This is a genomic window from Acetivibrio cellulolyticus CD2, assembly GCF_000179595.2.
Lineage (GTDB): Bacteria > Bacillota > Clostridia > Acetivibrionales > Acetivibrionaceae > Acetivibrio > Acetivibrio cellulolyticus.
This window is the reverse complement of the sequence record NZ_JH556657.1, coordinates 62,221-79,471: the sequence shown is the minus strand read 5'-3', so window position 1 is coordinate 79,471 and position 17,251 is coordinate 62,221. Positions and strand designations below refer to the sequence as shown.

Here is a 17,251-nt window from a genome sequence, read left to right as displayed (position 1 = left end):
GAATTCACGGGCTTCATGGCATAAATTAAGAAAAATAATGAGTAGCGAAACTGTAGGAATGCCAAGAATTTTCTGCAGAACTAATGCTGAAAGCATTGAAGAGAGTGAATATTTACGGTCTCTCCCTAGAGTTTTGTGGTAAGACCAATAAAAATCCTGTGGTATAAGCGAAGATAAATCAAGATGTTGTGAGAGTAGCTTAAGAAATTTTGGCTTATTATTTTGAAAAACATCTTTACATTCTTCGAATGTGTCAGCAAAAGAAATTTGTTTATAAAGTTTTACCATTTGTTTTCCTCTTCTCTTGTTTAAAATTGGATTAGATACCTATATTTTACTAGAAGCAGAGGGGGAAAACAATAAAAATATCAATTTGAAATGCAGTAAATTCAAGCGTTATAGCATTTCGCAAATAACTAATGTAATATAAAAATAGGGGGAAATCGTAAATGTGTGTTACTGTAAGTCTTTTTTCAAGGAAGGTCGGCGAAATAAGAGGATTCTTGGAGAAGTACTATCAAAAGGAGCTTAATATGGACAGCGATGTTGGACAATGGAGCTATATTTATCACAAACCCCTTGAAGCTATTGATATGATCAGTACAGTAATAGACAATAATCACAGACATAAAATTAATCTTGCCATTCAGGTTGGTGAGGGAGATGTACAACTGGTGACGGGTGACAACTGCAATGATATTATAAAGGCGCTGCTACACGTATATTATAAGGATGAGAGTGCATGATTGGGTATTAATTTGTAAATTTCAGGACATACTTTATTAATGATATATAAAAAGTTTCATTAATAAAGGAGAGTCTTTATGGAAGCATTTGATATTAATGTAGAGAACAGAACTGAATTGGGATCTTCAGTGGCAAGAAAGCTAAAAAGGGAAGGAATGGTCCCTGGAGTTTTATATCAAGGTGGAGAAAGCTTGCCAATTGAAATGAGAGAAGATGAAATCAGACATGTATTGGCAGGAAAAATGGATTATGATTTGATTCTTAATATTAGTTTTAATAACAGGCAATTTAAGGCAAAAGTTAAGGAAGTACAAAGAGAGGCCATTAGCGGAGAGATTCGGCATGTTGATTTAATGCCTTTGGAAACAAACGGTTACATACATTAGAGTAGAGAAAATAATGGTGTTGCAGATTAGTCTGCAGCACTATTTTTATTTGATTTTTTTAAACAGTTTGGCTCTTAAGTTGATTTATTTATTTAACTACAATATAATACTTTTATATATTTGAACTTGGAATCGGGGGAATAGCATTGTGGAAAAAGTACTTGAATCTATAGGTAAGCTGGATGAGAAATTTATGGCTGAGGCACAGGTACGATTGGATAGTCTTACAAAACCCATCGGTAGTCTGGGTAAACTTGAAGAAGTCGTCAGGAGAATAGTTGGAATAACAGGGAAATTGTACCCCAAAGTTGATAAAAAGACTGTAATTATAATGTGTGCAGATAACGGTGTTGTTGAAGAGGGAGTTAGTTCCTGTCCTAAAAGTGTGACATCATCGGTGACCAGGAATTTTACAAAAGGAATAACTGCAGTTAATGTGTTATCAAAATGTGCAAACGCAGATATTGCAGTTGTTGATATAGGCGTTGATGATGACATAAATTGTGATGGAATAATAAACAGAAAAATCCGGAAAGGGACATGGAATATTGCTAAAGGACCTGCAATGGAACGGGATGAAGCTATAAAAGCAATAGAGGCCGGAATTGACATTGTAAGATGTTTATGTGAAAAAGGTGTAAATTTATTGGGTACGGGCGAAATGGGAGTTGGAAACACGACAACAAGCAGTGCCGTATCTTCGGTTTTGACAGGAATTGATGTTGAAGTAATGGTAGGGAGAGGAGCTGGATTGACCAGCGAAGGAATGACAAATAAAATAGAAGTAATCAGGAAGGCTATAGAAATAAACAAACCTGATCCTAAGGATCCTATTGATGTGTTGGCAAAATTGGGAGGTTTGGATATAGCTGGACTTGTTGGGTGCTTTATTGGTGCGGCTAGGTATAGGATACCTATTTTAATTGATGGATTTATTTCTGCAACAGCAGCCCTGTGTGCAGTTGCTATAAAGCCTGAGGTAAGGAATTATATGTTCCCTTCGCATGGCTCGGCAGAGCCTGGAAGCAGAAAGGTTTTGGAAGCTCTTGGAATGGAACCTTTTCTGAATTTGGATATGCGTGTTGGTGAAGGTACAGGCGCAGCTATAGCATTTCAGCTAATTGACTGTGCTTTTGCTGCATATACGCAGATGGGGACTTTTGGAGATGCAAAGATTGAGCAATATGTTCCGCTCAGCTAAGGCACTTCCGATTTTTTGCGGGACAATCATGCGAAGCATGCGTATTGCCGCAAAATTATAGCGAAAGTTTTTTTTCATCAAGCCTAAAGTTATATTAATAATGCTTAGAAGGATTTTAACTAATTTTGAAGAATAGTATAATTAAAGTTTTTGTAATATAATAACATATAGTAGGTAGATTGTTTTATATTATTACAAAAGGCAAGGAGTGGGGGATATGAACGGTACTGGAAACGGAAGAACTGTTTGCAATTTTTGTGGCGAAGATATAGCAGCTGATGCCAAGAGATGTCCATATTGCGGCAGTGTTTTGGGAATGAGTAGCGGTTTTAAAATTGATGAAGGTAAAACAGAAGATTTCGATGACAATAGCTCTCCAGCAAATGTTATAAAAATGGATATATCAAAAAGTTCATTTGAATTAGACAATGTTAAAAGTGACAACTCTGTCAAAGCTTTTATGGATGAAGAAAAGGTTTTTGACTCTAAAATAGAGGAAGGGTTAACCCGAATTAAACCGGATGAACAAATATTTGATGAGACTCAGGAGAATCTAGATAATCCTGCCATAAGTGAAACTCAGGCACCTCAGACAGCAAATACCGTACAGCAAGTTTCTATGGGCAATAATGTGGGACAGCCGAGTAACCAGGGAAGCGTGATCCACAGACAGAGTGCAGAGGGAAAGCCTTCTTTAAGCAATGCAATGAAAGTGTTTTTAACAGCAATATGCAACCTTATACCGGGGATCGGCCAGTTGGTCGGCGTCATAGTTGCAATTGTTTTTATGAATTCTGAAGATGATACTGATAAAAAGTCCTTTGGATTGGCACTTTTAGTCAATTCCCTGATTATTTTTGTATTAATGTGTGCCTCGTGTTGTGTTTTAGTAAGCGCATTGTCAAATAGCTAGCCAAGTTATGATTTCAAGAATATACTATTTAATTGGGAGTTTTGTGTGCCATCAACTGATGGAGAGAACTATCTTTATTGATGGAATGCCCCTACCGTTTTGTGCTAGGGATACGGGTATATACTTGGGGATTTTTATTGTACTGGTATATTGTATTGTCAGAGGAAAACTTAGATCTGACAGGGTTCCATCGACAGGGATAAGTGTAATATTAGCTATATTAATGATTCCTATGATGGTCGATGCTGTCACTTCGTATATTTCTATAAGACAGACTGATAATATTATAAGGCTGGTGACAGGGATTTTTTTTGGCATGTCTATGGGTATTTTGCTTATTCCGGCTGCAAATTTTAAAGTTTATGAGGCTAACAAATTAAAAATAATTGATGGTTGGATTGACGTAGTCATATTGTCTTTTATAAATATTTTGGTATGCGTTGTCATTCTAAGGTTTAGTATACTAAGATGGGCAATAGTTGCAACTGCAAGTATAATTGGGTTGGTATTTATAATTGGAAGGTTTATTTTTACTTTGATTAAGATGTTAAATATTGGGAACCCTAAAAGCAGTGTTTTGTATGCTTCGGTTTTGACTATAATTGCTTTCGGATTGCTATATGTATTAAGATGCTTGCTATTGGGGCCGATAAGATCACTGATATTATAATTTGGAAATTTTAAAGGTGAGGAAAGTTGAGAACTAAAAAGCTTATAAGAGAAGAAGTTGCTTGCTATAGAAAAAGTGCATCCAGAAAAGAAGTGGAGAGTAAAAGCTTTGAAATAGCTCAAAGACTTATTAAGTTGGATTCATTTAAAGCAAGTCAAGCAATAATGTGTTACATGGACTTCAAAAACGAGGTAATGACCGGATATATAATAGACTATTGTTTCAAACATGGAAAAAGAGTAGTGTTGCCTCTGGTTGATTCAATTAATGGAATAAAAAAGGTTGTACCCTATGAGGTTGTGAATTTGGAGAACGATTTAATGCCTGGTGTATTTGGAATTTTAGAGCCAAGAAAGGATAGTGCCAGGGTTTTTAACGTGAAAGAAATTGATTTGGTCATAGTACCGGGAGTTGCATTTGACACAGGCAGAAATAGAATAGGTTATGGGGCAGGTTTCTATGATAGATTTCTTGAGGCCGTTAAGCCTGACTGTACTAAGATTGGAATTGCTTTTGAATTTCAGATATATGATGATATTCCTGTTGAAGAACATGATATACCCTTAGATTTTGTTATAACAGAGGAGAGAATTATATAGGCAGAAGGGGTTATTATAGTGAATAATAAAGTAGCGGTTACCGGTGCAAATAAAGTTTTTTTATTTGTAGCAATAATAAATATATTATTTTCTATTGTTATTGAGATAGTAAACGGGTTTTATGGCAATTTCCTTGATGATGACATGTTGTTGCTGCTTTTAATGCTTCAGTTCTATTGTATTCTGTTTCCGGCATTATTTTATATGATCGGAAAGGGGGTAAATATTAAGGAAACACTAAGGTTTAACAGCCCGGGGGTATTACCGTCGTTCCTGATAATATTGATTTCTGTGCCTGCCTTTTATGCAGCTACATCTTTAAATTCAATAATTGCTTATATCTTACAATTTGTTGGCCCCACTCCTGAAGATACTTCAATACCAATACCCCAAAATCTTGGAGAAGTACTCGTTTCAATACTTGTAATAGCGGTAGCACCTGCAATATGTGAAGAAATCCTACACAGGGGACTTTTGCTTAAGGCCTATGAGAGCAGGGGCACAATGAAAGCAATTGTCATCTCTTCGATAATGTTTGGTGTTTTCCATTTTGATATTACCAACTTATTAGGACCTATATTTCTAGGACTGCTGATTGGGTACTATGTAGTGAGGACTAATTCCATATTTGCAGGGGCAATAGCTCATTTTATGAATAACTTTCTGGCTACACTGCTGCAATATTCAATGAGAAACGTAGAGGAAGATTCAAGCTTTTATACACTGCAGGATTTGTTTTATACATTGGCATTTGGGGCCGTAAGTATCTTTTTTATATTTTTGCTGTTGTTATGTTTTAATTCTGTTACCAAAGGGAAATATAGTATTAGAAAATCAAAAACAACTATTGCAAATGATGTAATTTCAATACTTTCCCATTGGCCCGTAATTATTGTAATTGCATTATATACATTATCTACAGCGTTGTATCTGCTTACTCTTTATTTGGGGGGATAACTTTGGATTTCAATTTTGATTTGAGTCTTGTTCAATCCCATAAAATAATTCTTACGCCGCAATTAAGGCAGGCGTTTGAAATATTAAAAATGAATTCTAGAGAACTTATTGAATATATAGAAGATGAGATGGAGGCAAACCCTGCCTTAGAAGTTAATCCAAATGATATAAAACGAAAAGAAGAAATTTTGTTTCCAATGTCCTACGAGAATTATTCAAATGATGATTATATAAGCAGCTGGAACTATAATGAGAATAGTGAAGAAGCAATTGAGAATATTTCAGTTGATAGGGCATCTACGGTAATTTCACTTAAAGAGCATCTCCTGCTTCAACTTCATACTTCAGATGTCACGGGTAAGGATATGGAAGTAGGCGAATATCTGATTGACAATGTTGATCACAATGGATATTTGGCTGTAATGATTAGTGAAGCGGCTTCATTTTTTAACGTTCCCGTAAAAAGAGTTGAAAGAGTTTTGAGTCTTATTCAGACTTTTGACCCACCAGGAGTATGTGCCCGGAGTATTAAAGAGTGTCTTGGAATCCAGCTTGCTCAAATGGGAAATAAGGACAGGGAAGTTATAGATGTAATTGAAAATCATCTTGAGGATCTGGCGAACAATAAGATAACGCATATCGCAAAGAGTATGGGTATTAGCTTAGAGAGAGTTGTACAGATATATGAGATTATCCGATCACTAGAGCCAAGGCCGGGTAGGGAGTTTTATGAGTATGAGGATATAAAGTTTATTATCCCGGATGTAGTTGTAAGAGAGATAGATGGAAAGTTTCAAGCAATTATAAACGAAGAAGCGCTGCCAATATTGAATATAAGCGGCTACTACAAAACAATCCTGCAGGAAGATATAAACATTGAAGCAAAAAAATTCATTCAATCCAAAATAGACAGTGTACAGTGGCTGATAAAATGTATTGAGCAACGCAAGATAACATTGAGTAAAGTAGCTGATAGCATTGTTAAGCATCAAGTTGAATTTTTTAAAATGGGAAAAGACCATATAAAAGCTCTTACGATGAAGGACGTTGCAAAAGATATCAACATGCATGAATCGACTGTCAGCAGGACTGTCAGTGGAAAATTTCTTCAATGTTCATGGGGAATCTTTGACATGAAATTATTTTTCCCGGGAAGAGTTTCTACAAGCACATGCAAAGATATGACAAGTGAGAATGTTAAGTTAAAAATAAAAGAAATTATAGATTCAGAAGATAAAAAGTTTCCGCTAAATGATAATGAGATTGTTCAGGTTCTTATAAAGTGCGGCATGGAAATATCGCGCCGCACTGTTGCCAAGTACAGAACCGAACTAAACATACCTGTTGCTGCAAAGAGAAAGAAGTATTAAGGAAAAATATTGTTTCCTAAAAGGGCCACACAGGTTTGGAAGGAGCTATAGTTTCCCCAAGATATCCAAGAATTCCATTCTCACCGAAAAATTCCCTCTCTAAATCCTTAATTTTTTGCTCTGAATAGTAATTTATTTCTCCTACTTTTCTTGCCTTATCAGCATATTCTCTCAATAATTCAATTTGTTTTCCGGAAAGGGAAGTCTGGCATTCATCTGAATTAAGAATTCTATTTAGCTCTGAGGCATATTCATAACCGTCATCAACGTCTTTTATGCCGTTTTTTAAGAAGTACCTGAGTTTCTCAGGAATTTCACCGTTCATTTGATCACCCTCAAATGTAAGTTTTATTAATATAATTATACACATAAAAGAAATATATATTCAACAGGGGATTTGCGCTATGGACAATTTTTATTATTGCAAATTTCAGCATATATATTTCTTAGTAGATTTAAAGGTGTTTCTGTTTGAAAATGAAGAAAAAAAAGGAATCCAGAATTATTATAAAGAAGTTTAAAAGGCAATTGGAAGTGGAGGAGGTTCTGGTAAAAATAGCGAAAGTGCTCTTAGGTGACAAGATATAAAGCGTAACTGCTGAAAGGGAGTGTAAAACCATACATGGGGAATTGTATAAAATAGGCATTTACGTCCGTGAAAGCAGAGATGATAATGAGCAGAATTACGAGACTATTGAAACTCAGAAGGGGTTGCTGGAAGACTTTATTGAGAGCAGGAATTTAGGCAGTATAGTCAGGACATATATTGATGACAATGTATCGGGTGCAGGATTTGAAAGAAAAGGGATTGAACAGCTTAAAAGCGATGTTTCGAAGGGTGTTATAAACCTGCTGGTGGTTAAGGATTTGTCCAGGCTAGGAAGGAATAATGCAAAGACTCTTTTGTTTTTGGACTACCTTGAAGAAAACGATGTCAGAGTAATTACATATGATGGAAGATATGATAGCTTGAAGGACAATGATACGGTTGGTATTGACACTTGGTACAATGAGAGGTATATAAAAGATATTTCGCGAAAGATACGTGCAAATATAAGATTTAAGATACAAAAGGGTGAATACATTGGTAATTCACCTTTTGGTTATATAAAGTCTCCGAATGAAAAAAATAAACTGATTGTAAATCAGGATGAGGCAAAAGTGGTAAAGGAGATATACAGGCTCTACCAGGAAGGTTGGGGGTATAGCTATATAGCAGGTTATTTAAATCAAAGGGGTTGTGCTTCACCTTCAAAGAGTACCTGGAATCCTGTTGGTGTAAGGCGGATATTGTGCAATAGGGTGTACATTGGGGATACTGTGCAGGGAATAAGTGAAAGGATAAGCTTTAAAAGCAAAAAGACGAGGCGCCTTCCTGAGGATAGGTGGGTGATAACGGAAAATACACATGATGCAATAATCAGTAAAGACGAATTTTACCGGGTTCAGAAGCTGAGGGATGATAAGAGTGTGGATTCTAGTCCACATAAAGGGGTTATACACCTTTTTAGAGGCATTGTATATTGTGGTAGATGCGGGAGTGCAATGTTTGCGAGAATGAGGAAAGACAGACCTATGTCTTATATTTGCAGCAGTTATGGCAAAAACGGAAAGTCGGATTGCACCAGCCATCATATAAAGGAGAAAGAACTGATTGATATTGTAATGGAGGACCTTTTAAAGTTAGTTGAAGGAATTGAGGCAGATTCAAAGCTGATGGGGAGAATAGAAAAGTTATTTTCCAATGATGATAGTCAGGTTGAAATTGAGAGGTTAAATAAACAACTCAACCTAAAACTCAGACAGCAGGAGATGCTTTACCAGGATAGGCTTGATGAAAAGATATCTGAGGATTTGTTTATAAGGATGAATAAACAGCTGGAAGAAAAAGTTGGATTATTAAGAGGGGAAATACAGGATATAAAGAAAAATAGCTTAAGCATTCCGGATACTTCAGAGATAGTGGATATGCTAAAAAGAAAGGTAAGTTCTGATGTGATTACGAATGAGATTATAAGAACGGTTGTTGGTAAAGTCGTAATTTTTGATTCGGGAGATAAATATTCGGCTGAGATTTGGGGAGATTTGGTAGCTTCAGACGATCGGGAGAGGCTTACAAAGTCTGGGGGGATCATAGTGGAGTATAACTACTAATGGAAAATATATAGCATATCAGCTAGGAAATACTCCTACTAGCATTTATTTATATGATTTAGAGAATAAGAAAAAAACAACCATATTTAATTCAGAAGATTATTTAACTGAAAATAGAAATATTATTGCAACTGAGTATTGTTGGGGTAATGGTAATAAATTGTATTATATCACATTGCAGAATAATAAATATGAACTTAATACTCTTAAATTGAAATGATATAATTAATCATACTCCTTAAAAAATTAGGGATATTGCGCATTTGTATAAGGTGAAAAATTATTAGGGGAGAGGTGGCAAATATTATGATTAAATCAGTTTTATTTCAAAAACCTATTATAGTAAAAATTGTAGCGTTTCTATTGATAACAGTGTTGAGTATATCTTTTTCATCGTTTGTTCATTCGGCAGAGGTGGTGTATGGAGATGTCAATGGCAGTGGCAAGGTAGACTCAATTGATTTTGCGTTGATGAGAAGTTCTTTGTTGGGAATTAGTTCTGGGTTTCCTGTTTCAAATGGGATGACGATAGCGGATGTAAATGCAGATGGAAGCTTTAATTCAATTGATTTTGCGCTTATGAGAAGTTTTTTGTTAGGTATTATTACTAAATTTCCAGCAGATGGTACACCTATAGCAACTCCTGTGCCGACCTCAACTCCTAAGAAGGGAAATGTTACATACACGCTGGAAAAGGTTTCAAACCCTACAGATGACCAGAAAGATGCCTATGATAAAATACAGAGTGCTATGGATAAAGCGGTATCATTCTACAACGATTATACAACAATAAAGAAATCACTTAAGATTGTTTATGAAACTTCGGTTTCAACAGCTGATGGAAATATAAACGGTACTATAAGATTTGGTTCAAACCGCAGTTACATGAACCATATTACTGCTATGCATGAAATTGCCCACACCGTTGGAGTTGGAACATCTAGCAAATGGTCTTCTTTAATAGTTAATAATGTTTACACTGGTACTTATGCAACTGCAGAGATAAGAGCAATTACAGGAGACAACAGTGCTGTATTAAAAGGTGATAGTATGCATTTTTGGCCATACGGCCTAAATTACACCAGTGAGGTTAAATCAGATCAAGATCTGATAAATCACTGTAAAATAGTTGAGGCGATGAAGAAAGATGGAATATAAATAAATATTTGACAGCTCAAAACCCAGTATAAGGTTAGCAAATCATCCATTACTGGGTTTGTTTCAATATAGTGTCGACATGGGCAACAGCCTCGTCGACTAATTTTTTCTACTCATTCTACTCATTAATTGATAATATCATATAATATTATCAATTAATCTTGACTACGAACATATGTTCGTGCTATTCTATATATAGCAGGTGGTGTTATGGAAAAAATTATACTACATTCAGATCTAAACAGCTTTTATGCAAGTGTTGAATGTATGAAAAATCCTGAAATAAGGGATAAACCCGTAGCAGTTGGGGGATCTGTCGAGCAGCGGCATGGGATTATTTTAACAAAGAATTTAATTGCAAAAGGATATGGTGTTAAAACTGGAGAAGCAATTTGGCAGGCAAAGCAGAAATGCCCGAATTTGATTGTCATGCGACCTGACTATGAGACATACATTTATTTTAGTAAAGAGGCAAGAAAAATTTACAGTTATTATACGGACCTGGTAGAATCTTTTGGAATTGATGAATGTTGGCTTGACGTCACTGAATCATCCAAGCTTTTTGGAACAGGCAAGAGTATTGCAGACGAAATCAGAATCAGGCTGAAAAGGGAATTGGGCATCACAGCAAGTATCGGGGTATCATACAATAAAATATTTGCAAAGCTTGGCAGTGATATGAAAAAGCCAGATGCAACTACTGTTATCACTCAAAAAGACTTTAAACAAAATGTGTGGCCGCTTCCCGTATCAGATTTGCTTTATGTAGGTAGGTCAACATCTAAAAAACTAATCAATGTTGGAATATATACGATCGGTGACCTCGCAAATCTGAATCCGAGTTTTCTCAAAAAACTCCTTGGAAAATGGGGGGAAACTCTCTGGATGTTTGCCAATGGTCTTGATACAGTAGCTGTTACGAAAACCGACCATCAAAGTGTAATTAAAGGTATTGGCAACAGCATGACAACACCTAGGGACCTGCTAAATAATGAGGATGTAAAAATACTTCTTTATGTGCTTTCGGAAAGCGTGGCTGAACGCCTTAGAAAGTACAACTTCAAGGGAAATACTATTCAGATATATATAAGGGATAATGAACTAAATAGCATTGAAAGGCAAGCCAAGTTAAGTGAGTGCAGTTGTGTCACAAAGGATATTGCAGATAAGGCTTTTAAAATATTTTTAAATAGCTGGAATTGGGAAAAACCTATTAGAAGTATTGGTGTTAGGGCAACAGACCTTGTGACAGCAGATACATATACGCAGTTAAGTTTTTTTTACGATGAAAGACAAAGACTAAAGGAGGAACAGCTCGAATACAGCATAGATAAAATCCGTAAAAGATTTGGACACTATTCTGTCCAAAGAGCATTATTACTTAAAGATAAAGCCTTGAATGCTAACCCAATCGAGGAAAATGTAATCTTCCCGGTATCATATTTTAAGTAGAGGTGTTCTTTTGTGAATAAGCCAAGTGTAGAGGTAATAGCACATTATAATTTGGAGGGTGAAATTATTCCTTTAAGGATTAGAATTGGCAGTGATAAGGTCTATAGTGTAGATAAGCCTAGTAAACCTGTAAAAGGTGCCTCCTTGAAAATTGGAATTCAAGGGAATCGCTATTCATGCTTTGTTGATGGAAAAAGAGCCTATCTTTACCTAAATCATGAGAATAAATGGTTTATTGAGCTGGTATAATGGTAAAATAGTTGTAGGGGTGATTTTCATGTGCGGAAGATATGCTGTTTTTACAGAGTATGAGTATGATGAAATAAAGTCCATCATAGATGAGGTATCAGAAAAATACAAAACCTCGGAAGATATTGTTAATGGTGAGGTGTTTCCTACCAATACTGCGCCGGTTATTTACCGGGAGAAGGATAAAAGTGTCCTGGCTCCTATGAAATGGAGCTATGGTCAGTATTCCGGAAGGCCGATTATAAATGCCAGAGCAGAGACAATTACTGAGAAACTTATGTTTCAAAGTTCCCTTCACCAGAGACGCTGTTTAATTCCGGCAAATGCTTACTATGAATGGAAGCAGGAGGAAGGGGTAAAAAGGAAAACTAAGTTTGAAATTTCCGTTAGTCAATCAAGAATATTCTTTATGGCTGGTATTTATAATGTTTTCAAAGATAATAACAATAAACAATATACCGGATATGCAATTATTACAACTACGGCTAATCAAACTACAGCATCCATTCATGACAGAATGCCGGTTATTATTGAGCCGGGTTTGGAAAAGCTTTGGATTGAGCAGAATTCTGAAAGTATTAAAGATGTAATTGGCATGCTCAAACCCTATACTTATAAAAATGTGGTCTTGAGTGCGGGAGCAAATAAATGAAATATTGCTAATTGTAGTTTATAACAGAATTGTTTTGCGAAGCAAATGTACTAAAACCGGGGGGCTAAGTACCCCCTCGGTTTTGATTCTGCTTCTTTCGAACGAAGTGAAAGAGGAGAAACGCAGGAACTTAAAGTCCCGGAGTTTTTATTATATCGATTATCCTTTCATACCTGTGTAGATGAGAATTGCATCCCTTAAAAATTCAGCAGTACCAGGTTGTTCCTTATCATAGTAGGCTGTAAATCTTTCATCATAGACGTACATTTGGGCAACTCCTGCGTGTGCTTCCTTACTGTAGTTCTCCCAGAAGTGGCATAGCCATTGGCGGTGCAAATCAGCAGCTTTTTGAGCCAGTTCGCCAGAGGGATCGCCTGTTTTATATGCGGCATTCAGAGTAGAGAGTAGCTCTGCACTTAATCTTTCTACCTCAGCATATTGCTCTGGGGTCATTCCTTTAATTTTATTATTGGAATTATCAACCTGCTCATTTCCGTATTTCTCACGAATCTCTTTGCCGTATTTTTTCTCATTATCATCAATCATCTTCTGTTTAAAGCCTTCAAACTTCTCTTTGTCAGACATAGTTATTCTCCCTTCCATTGCCTCTAATGTCCTATCGACATTGGCTATTAACGAATTAAGTTGTTCACGTTTCGCCAGAAGTTTTTCACGATGTGCCTTAAGCTCATTGCTTGCGTTAAAGGATGGTGAAGTTACGATATCCTTAATGCTTTCCAGGCTTACACCAAGTTCTCTGTAGAAAAGTATCTGCTGCAATCTGTCTACTTCAGCCTTACCATAAATACGATATCCTGAAGAGCTGATTCTTGCCGGCTTTAGAATTCCAATCTCATCATAATATCTCAGAGTCCTGGTGCTGATTCCTGCGATTTTTCCTAACTTATGCACTGTGTATTCCATGTTTTTACCTCCTGACAATATAACTATACACCTTTACGTTACGTCAAGGTCAATAGGAATTTTTTAAAAATTTATACTCGAAGCAAATTTGTCCGAGTTTGAAAGAGATTATGCGGATGTGTATGAAGTTAGATGGTTTTTTTGGGGGGGAGTTGAATTAGTGAAAAATATGTGTGAAAAAAGAAGATGAAAAAAAGCATAAACCCTAGGAATTTTAAAAATGATGTCGAATAATATAATATAGCATATCAATAAGTTCGGAGGTCTGATATGAGGCTTGTGGGTATTAAGTCCTTAAAACCGGGGCAGGAACTGGCAAGACCAGTATACACATCAAGCGGCAAGGTCGTTCTGAATTCAGGAATAACTCTTACCGAAAGTTTTATCACAAAGATCGAGCAAATAGGAGTACAAAAGGTCTATATCATAGACGAAAGATTTAGTGACGTTGAAGTTAGTCAACCCCTGGATTTTACAATAAGGACCAGCGTGACAAAAGTTCTTAGCGAGAATTACAGTAAAGTTCATTCTTCCAAAGGCATAGATGAATATGACATCAAGGATGCAGCAAAGAAAATAGTTGATTATACGAGAGAATACAGGGGGAAGGGTATAAGTATTCTTTCAACAGATGCAATGGATGAGTTTATTATTGAGCATAGTGTAAATGTAGCCATTTTAACAGCATTTATAGGAAATCAGATGTCATATAATTTTGGACAGTTGTGTGACCTTGTTACAGGTGCATTGATACATGATATTGGAAGAGAAAATATTGCAAAAGAAAAGCCGGAGCATGTAAGCATTGGATTTGAAGCTGCTCGTGTTTGCAGGGGTTTTAACCTACATTCATCAAAAGTTTGCTATGAGCATCATGAAAACTATGATGGATCAGGTTATCCAAGGAAAATCAAGGGAAATGATATATCGGAGTTTTCAAGAGTAGTAAGGGTTGCAGACTATTATGATAATGCTCTCCATGGGTATGACAACAATAATATATCTATAATGCCTCATCAGGCTTTTGAAAGTATTTTGGCAGTAGCAGGGCAGATGCTTGACCCTGAAATTGTTGAAAGATTCAGAGATACGATAATATTCTATCCTAACGGATGTACGGTTTTGTTAAGCAACGGGCTGTATGGAGTAGTAATAAAGCAGAATATCGGCAGCCCTCAAAGACCTATTGTTAGGGTTTATAATGAAGGTGGAATTATTGGGGATATTGACCTCTTAAAGAGTTTAACTCTGTTTATTCAAGAAGTTATGGTGATTTAAAAAAAGCTAAGGCTGTTGGCCTTAGCTTTTTAAAAAGTGATCCATTAATTTGTAACCGTCAGGGAAATAAACGCCTGAGGCCATAGCCAGTTCCTCGGTATAGCTGTTTATACCGGATTTTTTCGGATTGCTCTTTTGGTATATAAGGAATGGTACCGGCTCAGAAGTATGTGTCCTCAAACTAAGTGGGGTCGGATGGTCAGGAAGAACCATTATTCTGTAATCATCATACTTTTCCATACCCTTTAGAATGGTTCCAACTATTTGCTCATCTATTAATTCAATTGATTTTACCTTGTTCTCAATTTCATTTCTGTGACCACACTCATCAGGAGCTTCAACATGAAGGTAGACAAAGTCTTGTCCTGATTCGAGTTCTTTTAAAGCTGCCTGGGCTTTTCCTAAAAAGTTGGTGTGAACATTTCCTGTTGCACCATCAACTTCAATATTCCTAAGACCTGCAAGTATACCTATGCCTTTTATAAGATCAACAGCAGAGATTACAGAACCTTTAACTCCATACTTTTCATCAAACTTTGCCAGCGAAGGTCTTTTACCTTCACCCCAAAGCCAAATTGAGTTGGCAGGCCTTAATCCCTTCGCTATTCTTGCCTTATTGACAGGATGATCTTTTAATATTTCATAGCTTTTAACCATCATTTCAAGAAGGATTCTATTATTTTCACCCTTTGGCAAATGGTCGGTAACTTTTTTCCCAGATATATCATGAGGAGGAGTCAGATTCAAACCAGTTAAACCGTTGCTCCATACCATACAATGCCTGTAGCTTATTCCTGGATAGAAGCAGATCTTGTCATTTTTAAACTGTGCGTTAACTGCCAGAATGAGCTCTTTAGCTTCACTTGAGCTTATTTCATCTGAACTGTAGTCAACCATTGTTTTTTGGGAATAGTCTTCCTCATCGGATAGTGTAACTAAGTTGCATCTTAGGGCTACATCAGTGTCCGATAATTCCAGTCCCATACTCACAGCTTCAAGAGGTGAGCGGCCAGTATAATATTTTCTGGGGTCAAAGCCCATAACAGAAAGATTTGCAGCATCACTTCCAGGAGGTATCCCCTCAGGAACAGTTTTAACCATTCCAACTTCTGCATTTTGGGCTAGAAAGTCAATATTTGGTTTCTTTGCATATTGCAAAGGAGTTTTATTGTCAAGTTGCGGTACAGGATAATCAGCCATACCGTCACCAAGAATTAATACATATTTCATATATATCATTTCCTTCTTTTTAGTATTTTTGACCATTACATTATAGCAGACTTTGGACAATGTGAATAGTTGAATTTATGAAGTTTGACCTTAAAAAATGTTACAATTAATAGACAAATTTGTAGTATAATTTGCATTATTGTACAATTTAATTTGTAGTAAGGAATAGTAAATTGGTTTAAAAAGTTCAGTAAATTTGAAGAGTTCCAAAGCGGAGGCAATTTTATGAGAAAAAGACTAAGTATTATATTAATAATTGCATTATTGACAGTAAGCGGATGCAGTGTGTCACGATCTATAAATGTAAATGAAGTCAACTCTACAGGCGCAAAGCCGAGCGTAAATGGAGTGAACTCAACAATGGCAAAGCCAAATGAATTAAGGACTAGTCAGATACAGAATTCGATCGGGGCAAAAGAAAATGAGTATGTAAACCAAAGAGAGGTGCTTTACTCAACATGCTTTATTTCGCCACAAATAGGATATATTTCGTTTGAAAATACCTCATTAAAAAATATACTTGCGAGGACTATGGATGGAGGACAGACCTGGCAACAAGTCTATAGTGGTAAAGCTCTGCGCGCATTGAGCTTTGCAACAGAACAAATTGGGTATGCAGTTGATTATCCAGGTGAGGAAATTGACCAAAAACCTGAACTCTTACGAACAGTTAATGGTGGTGTCGATTGGAAAAAAGTTGACTTTGTGGGAAGCATACCTATAGAAATTGATTGCATAAGCGATAAGACAATTTTTGTTGCAGCAAGTCGTAGCTCAAATGGGGTAAGTGGTGGATTGAAATATGAGGAATTTGTTTTACTTACAACTGATGGGGCAAAAACTTGGAAAGCCGTATCGGTACCAGAGGGGTTCTATGGAGAAGGTATGAGTTGGGTTTCTTTAGAAGAAGGCTATTTAATTGATACGGATCAGCCGTGGACGGGTTCACAGCCAAAAAGAATTTATAAAACAACGGATACGGGCAAAACATGGACTAAAATTGCAGAATCAGGATTACGAGAAGATAATGGAGTGCTTCCAATTGGTGGGTATCCAAATGGAATTAAGTTTTTTGAAGATGGAACAGGCTACATTGGCTTTTCAAGAGGTAATATTATAAAAACTATTGATGGCTCAAAATCATTTAAGACAATTAACTGCCCTGAGGGTTCCGATGTATATCCTGTACCTGACTTTATTAATAAGGAAGAAGGATTCGCAATATTGGGAAATTATCAGCTTATACACACTAAAGATGGTGGTGAGAGTTGGGAAAAGATTTGGCCGAGAGGATAAATTTTGGTTGCATAT

The 17,251-nt window shown here is 36.3% G+C and carries 18 protein-coding genes and 1 pseudogene; 15 read left to right on the top strand and 4 right to left on the bottom strand.

The window, feature by feature from the left end; all coding sequences use genetic code 11:
• A pseudogene (locus ACECE_RS0212470) lies at nucleotides 1-288 on the bottom strand (ISNCY family transposase); the annotation flags it as partial.
• A 161-nt stretch (nucleotides 289-449) separates the two neighbouring features.
• Here ACECE_RS0212470 and ACECE_RS0212465 point away from each other — a divergent pair.
• The 8 genes from ACECE_RS0212465 to rpoN all read left to right on the top strand — a co-directional run bounded on the left by ACECE_RS0212465 (nucleotide 450) and on the right by rpoN (nucleotide 6,843).
• Nucleotides 450-746: a hypothetical protein gene (locus ACECE_RS0212465; RefSeq protein ID WP_010247538.1), complete on the top strand. Its 297-nt coding sequence runs from the start codon at nucleotides 450-452 to the stop codon at nucleotides 744-746.
• Nucleotides 747-824: 78 nt separating this feature from the next.
• Nucleotides 825-1,133 (top strand): 50S ribosomal protein L25, encoded by a 309-nt coding sequence (locus tag ACECE_RS0212460; protein ID WP_010247536.1) that lies wholly within the window; start codon nucleotides 825-827, stop codon nucleotides 1,131-1,133.
• 148 nt (nucleotides 1,134-1,281) lie between these two features.
• Nucleotides 1,282-2,334, top strand: coding sequence for a nicotinate-nucleotide--dimethylbenzimidazole phosphoribosyltransferase (cobT, locus tag ACECE_RS0212455; protein ID WP_010247533.1), 1,053 nt, complete (start codon nucleotides 1,282-1,284; stop codon nucleotides 2,332-2,334).
• A 217-nt stretch (nucleotides 2,335-2,551) separates the two neighbouring features.
• On the top strand, nucleotides 2,552-3,247 hold the full coding sequence (locus tag ACECE_RS0212450; protein WP_010247531.1) for a zinc ribbon domain-containing protein: 696 nt from the start codon (nucleotides 2,552-2,554) through the stop codon (nucleotides 3,245-3,247).
• A 58-nt stretch (nucleotides 3,248-3,305) separates the two neighbouring features.
• Complete coding sequence (locus ACECE_RS0212445; protein WP_010247530.1) at nucleotides 3,306-3,917, top strand: DUF2085 domain-containing protein; 612 nt, start codon at nucleotides 3,306-3,308, stop codon at nucleotides 3,915-3,917.
• Nucleotides 3,918-3,943: 26 nt separating this feature from the next.
• A complete protein-coding gene (locus ACECE_RS0212440) occupies nucleotides 3,944-4,516 on the top strand; it encodes a 5-formyltetrahydrofolate cyclo-ligase (RefSeq protein ID WP_010247529.1) in 573 nt (190 codons plus the stop codon).
• 18 nt (nucleotides 4,517-4,534) lie between these two features.
• Nucleotides 4,535-5,473 (top strand): CPBP family intramembrane glutamic endopeptidase, encoded by a 939-nt coding sequence (locus ACECE_RS0212435; RefSeq protein ID WP_010247528.1) that lies wholly within the window; start codon nucleotides 4,535-4,537, stop codon nucleotides 5,471-5,473.
• Nucleotides 5,474-5,475: 2 nt separating this feature from the next.
• The gene (gene rpoN, locus ACECE_RS0212430; RefSeq protein WP_010247526.1) at nucleotides 5,476-6,843 is read left to right on the top strand and encodes an RNA polymerase factor sigma-54; all 1,368 of its coding nucleotides are present in this window, start codon (nucleotides 5,476-5,478) and stop codon (nucleotides 6,841-6,843) included.
• A 16-nt stretch (nucleotides 6,844-6,859) separates the two neighbouring features.
• Here the strand turns inward: rpoN and ACECE_RS0212425 are convergent, their stop codons facing one another.
• Complete coding sequence (locus ACECE_RS0212425) at nucleotides 6,860-7,168, bottom strand: hypothetical protein (RefSeq protein WP_010247524.1); 309 nt, start codon at nucleotides 7,166-7,168, stop codon at nucleotides 6,860-6,862.
• A 305-nt stretch (nucleotides 7,169-7,473) separates the two neighbouring features.
• Between ACECE_RS0212425 and ACECE_RS0212415 the strand changes: the two genes are divergently transcribed.
• The 5 genes from ACECE_RS0212415 to ACECE_RS0212395 all read left to right on the top strand — a co-directional run bounded on the left by ACECE_RS0212415 (nucleotide 7,474) and on the right by ACECE_RS0212395 (nucleotide 12,508).
• On the top strand, nucleotides 7,474-8,997 hold the full coding sequence (locus tag ACECE_RS0212415) for a recombinase family protein (RefSeq protein WP_010247522.1): 1,524 nt from the start codon (nucleotides 7,474-7,476) through the stop codon (nucleotides 8,995-8,997).
• A gap of 306 nt (nucleotides 8,998-9,303) precedes the next feature.
• Nucleotides 9,304-10,155, top strand: coding sequence for a dockerin type I repeat-containing protein (locus ACECE_RS0212410; RefSeq protein ID WP_010247521.1), 852 nt, complete (start codon nucleotides 9,304-9,306; stop codon nucleotides 10,153-10,155).
• A 210-nt stretch (nucleotides 10,156-10,365) separates the two neighbouring features.
• The gene (locus tag ACECE_RS0212405) at nucleotides 10,366-11,607 is read left to right on the top strand and encodes a DNA polymerase IV (RefSeq protein ID WP_010247519.1); all 1,242 of its coding nucleotides are present in this window, start codon (nucleotides 10,366-10,368) and stop codon (nucleotides 11,605-11,607) included.
• Nucleotides 11,608-11,619: 12 nt separating this feature from the next.
• The gene (locus ACECE_RS0212400; protein WP_010247518.1) at nucleotides 11,620-11,856 is read left to right on the top strand and encodes a hypothetical protein; all 237 of its coding nucleotides are present in this window, start codon (nucleotides 11,620-11,622) and stop codon (nucleotides 11,854-11,856) included.
• Nucleotides 11,825-12,508: an SOS response-associated peptidase gene (locus tag ACECE_RS0212395; RefSeq protein WP_456049017.1), complete on the top strand. Its 684-nt coding sequence runs from the start codon at nucleotides 11,825-11,827 to the stop codon at nucleotides 12,506-12,508. The genes ACECE_RS0212400 and ACECE_RS0212395 overlap by 32 nt, the downstream gene beginning before the upstream one ends.
• 159 nt (nucleotides 12,509-12,667) lie before the next feature.
• Here ACECE_RS0212395 and ACECE_RS0212390 read toward each other — a convergent pair whose 3' ends face one another.
• Nucleotides 12,668-13,432, bottom strand: coding sequence for a MerR family transcriptional regulator (locus tag ACECE_RS0212390; protein WP_010247512.1), 765 nt, complete (start codon nucleotides 13,430-13,432; stop codon nucleotides 12,668-12,670).
• Nucleotides 13,433-13,702: 270 nt separating this feature from the next.
• On the opposite strand from ACECE_RS0212390, the gene ACECE_RS0212385 reads away from it, so the two are divergent.
• The gene (locus ACECE_RS0212385) at nucleotides 13,703-14,710 is read left to right on the top strand and encodes an HD-GYP domain-containing protein (RefSeq protein ID WP_010247509.1); all 1,008 of its coding nucleotides are present in this window, start codon (nucleotides 13,703-13,705) and stop codon (nucleotides 14,708-14,710) included.
• A 21-nt stretch (nucleotides 14,711-14,731) separates the two neighbouring features.
• Here the strand turns inward: ACECE_RS0212385 and ACECE_RS0212380 are convergent, their stop codons facing one another.
• Entirely contained in the window at nucleotides 14,732-15,940 is a 1,209-nt protein-coding gene (locus ACECE_RS0212380; RefSeq protein ID WP_010247506.1) for a cofactor-independent phosphoglycerate mutase, read from the bottom strand.
• Between the two features lie 225 nt (nucleotides 15,941-16,165).
• On the opposite strand from ACECE_RS0212380, the gene ACECE_RS0212375 reads away from it, so the two are divergent.
• A complete protein-coding gene (locus tag ACECE_RS0212375; protein ID WP_010247503.1) occupies nucleotides 16,166-17,236 on the top strand; it encodes a WD40/YVTN/BNR-like repeat-containing protein in 1,071 nt (356 codons plus the stop codon).
• Nucleotides 17,237-17,251 lie beyond the last annotated feature (15 nt).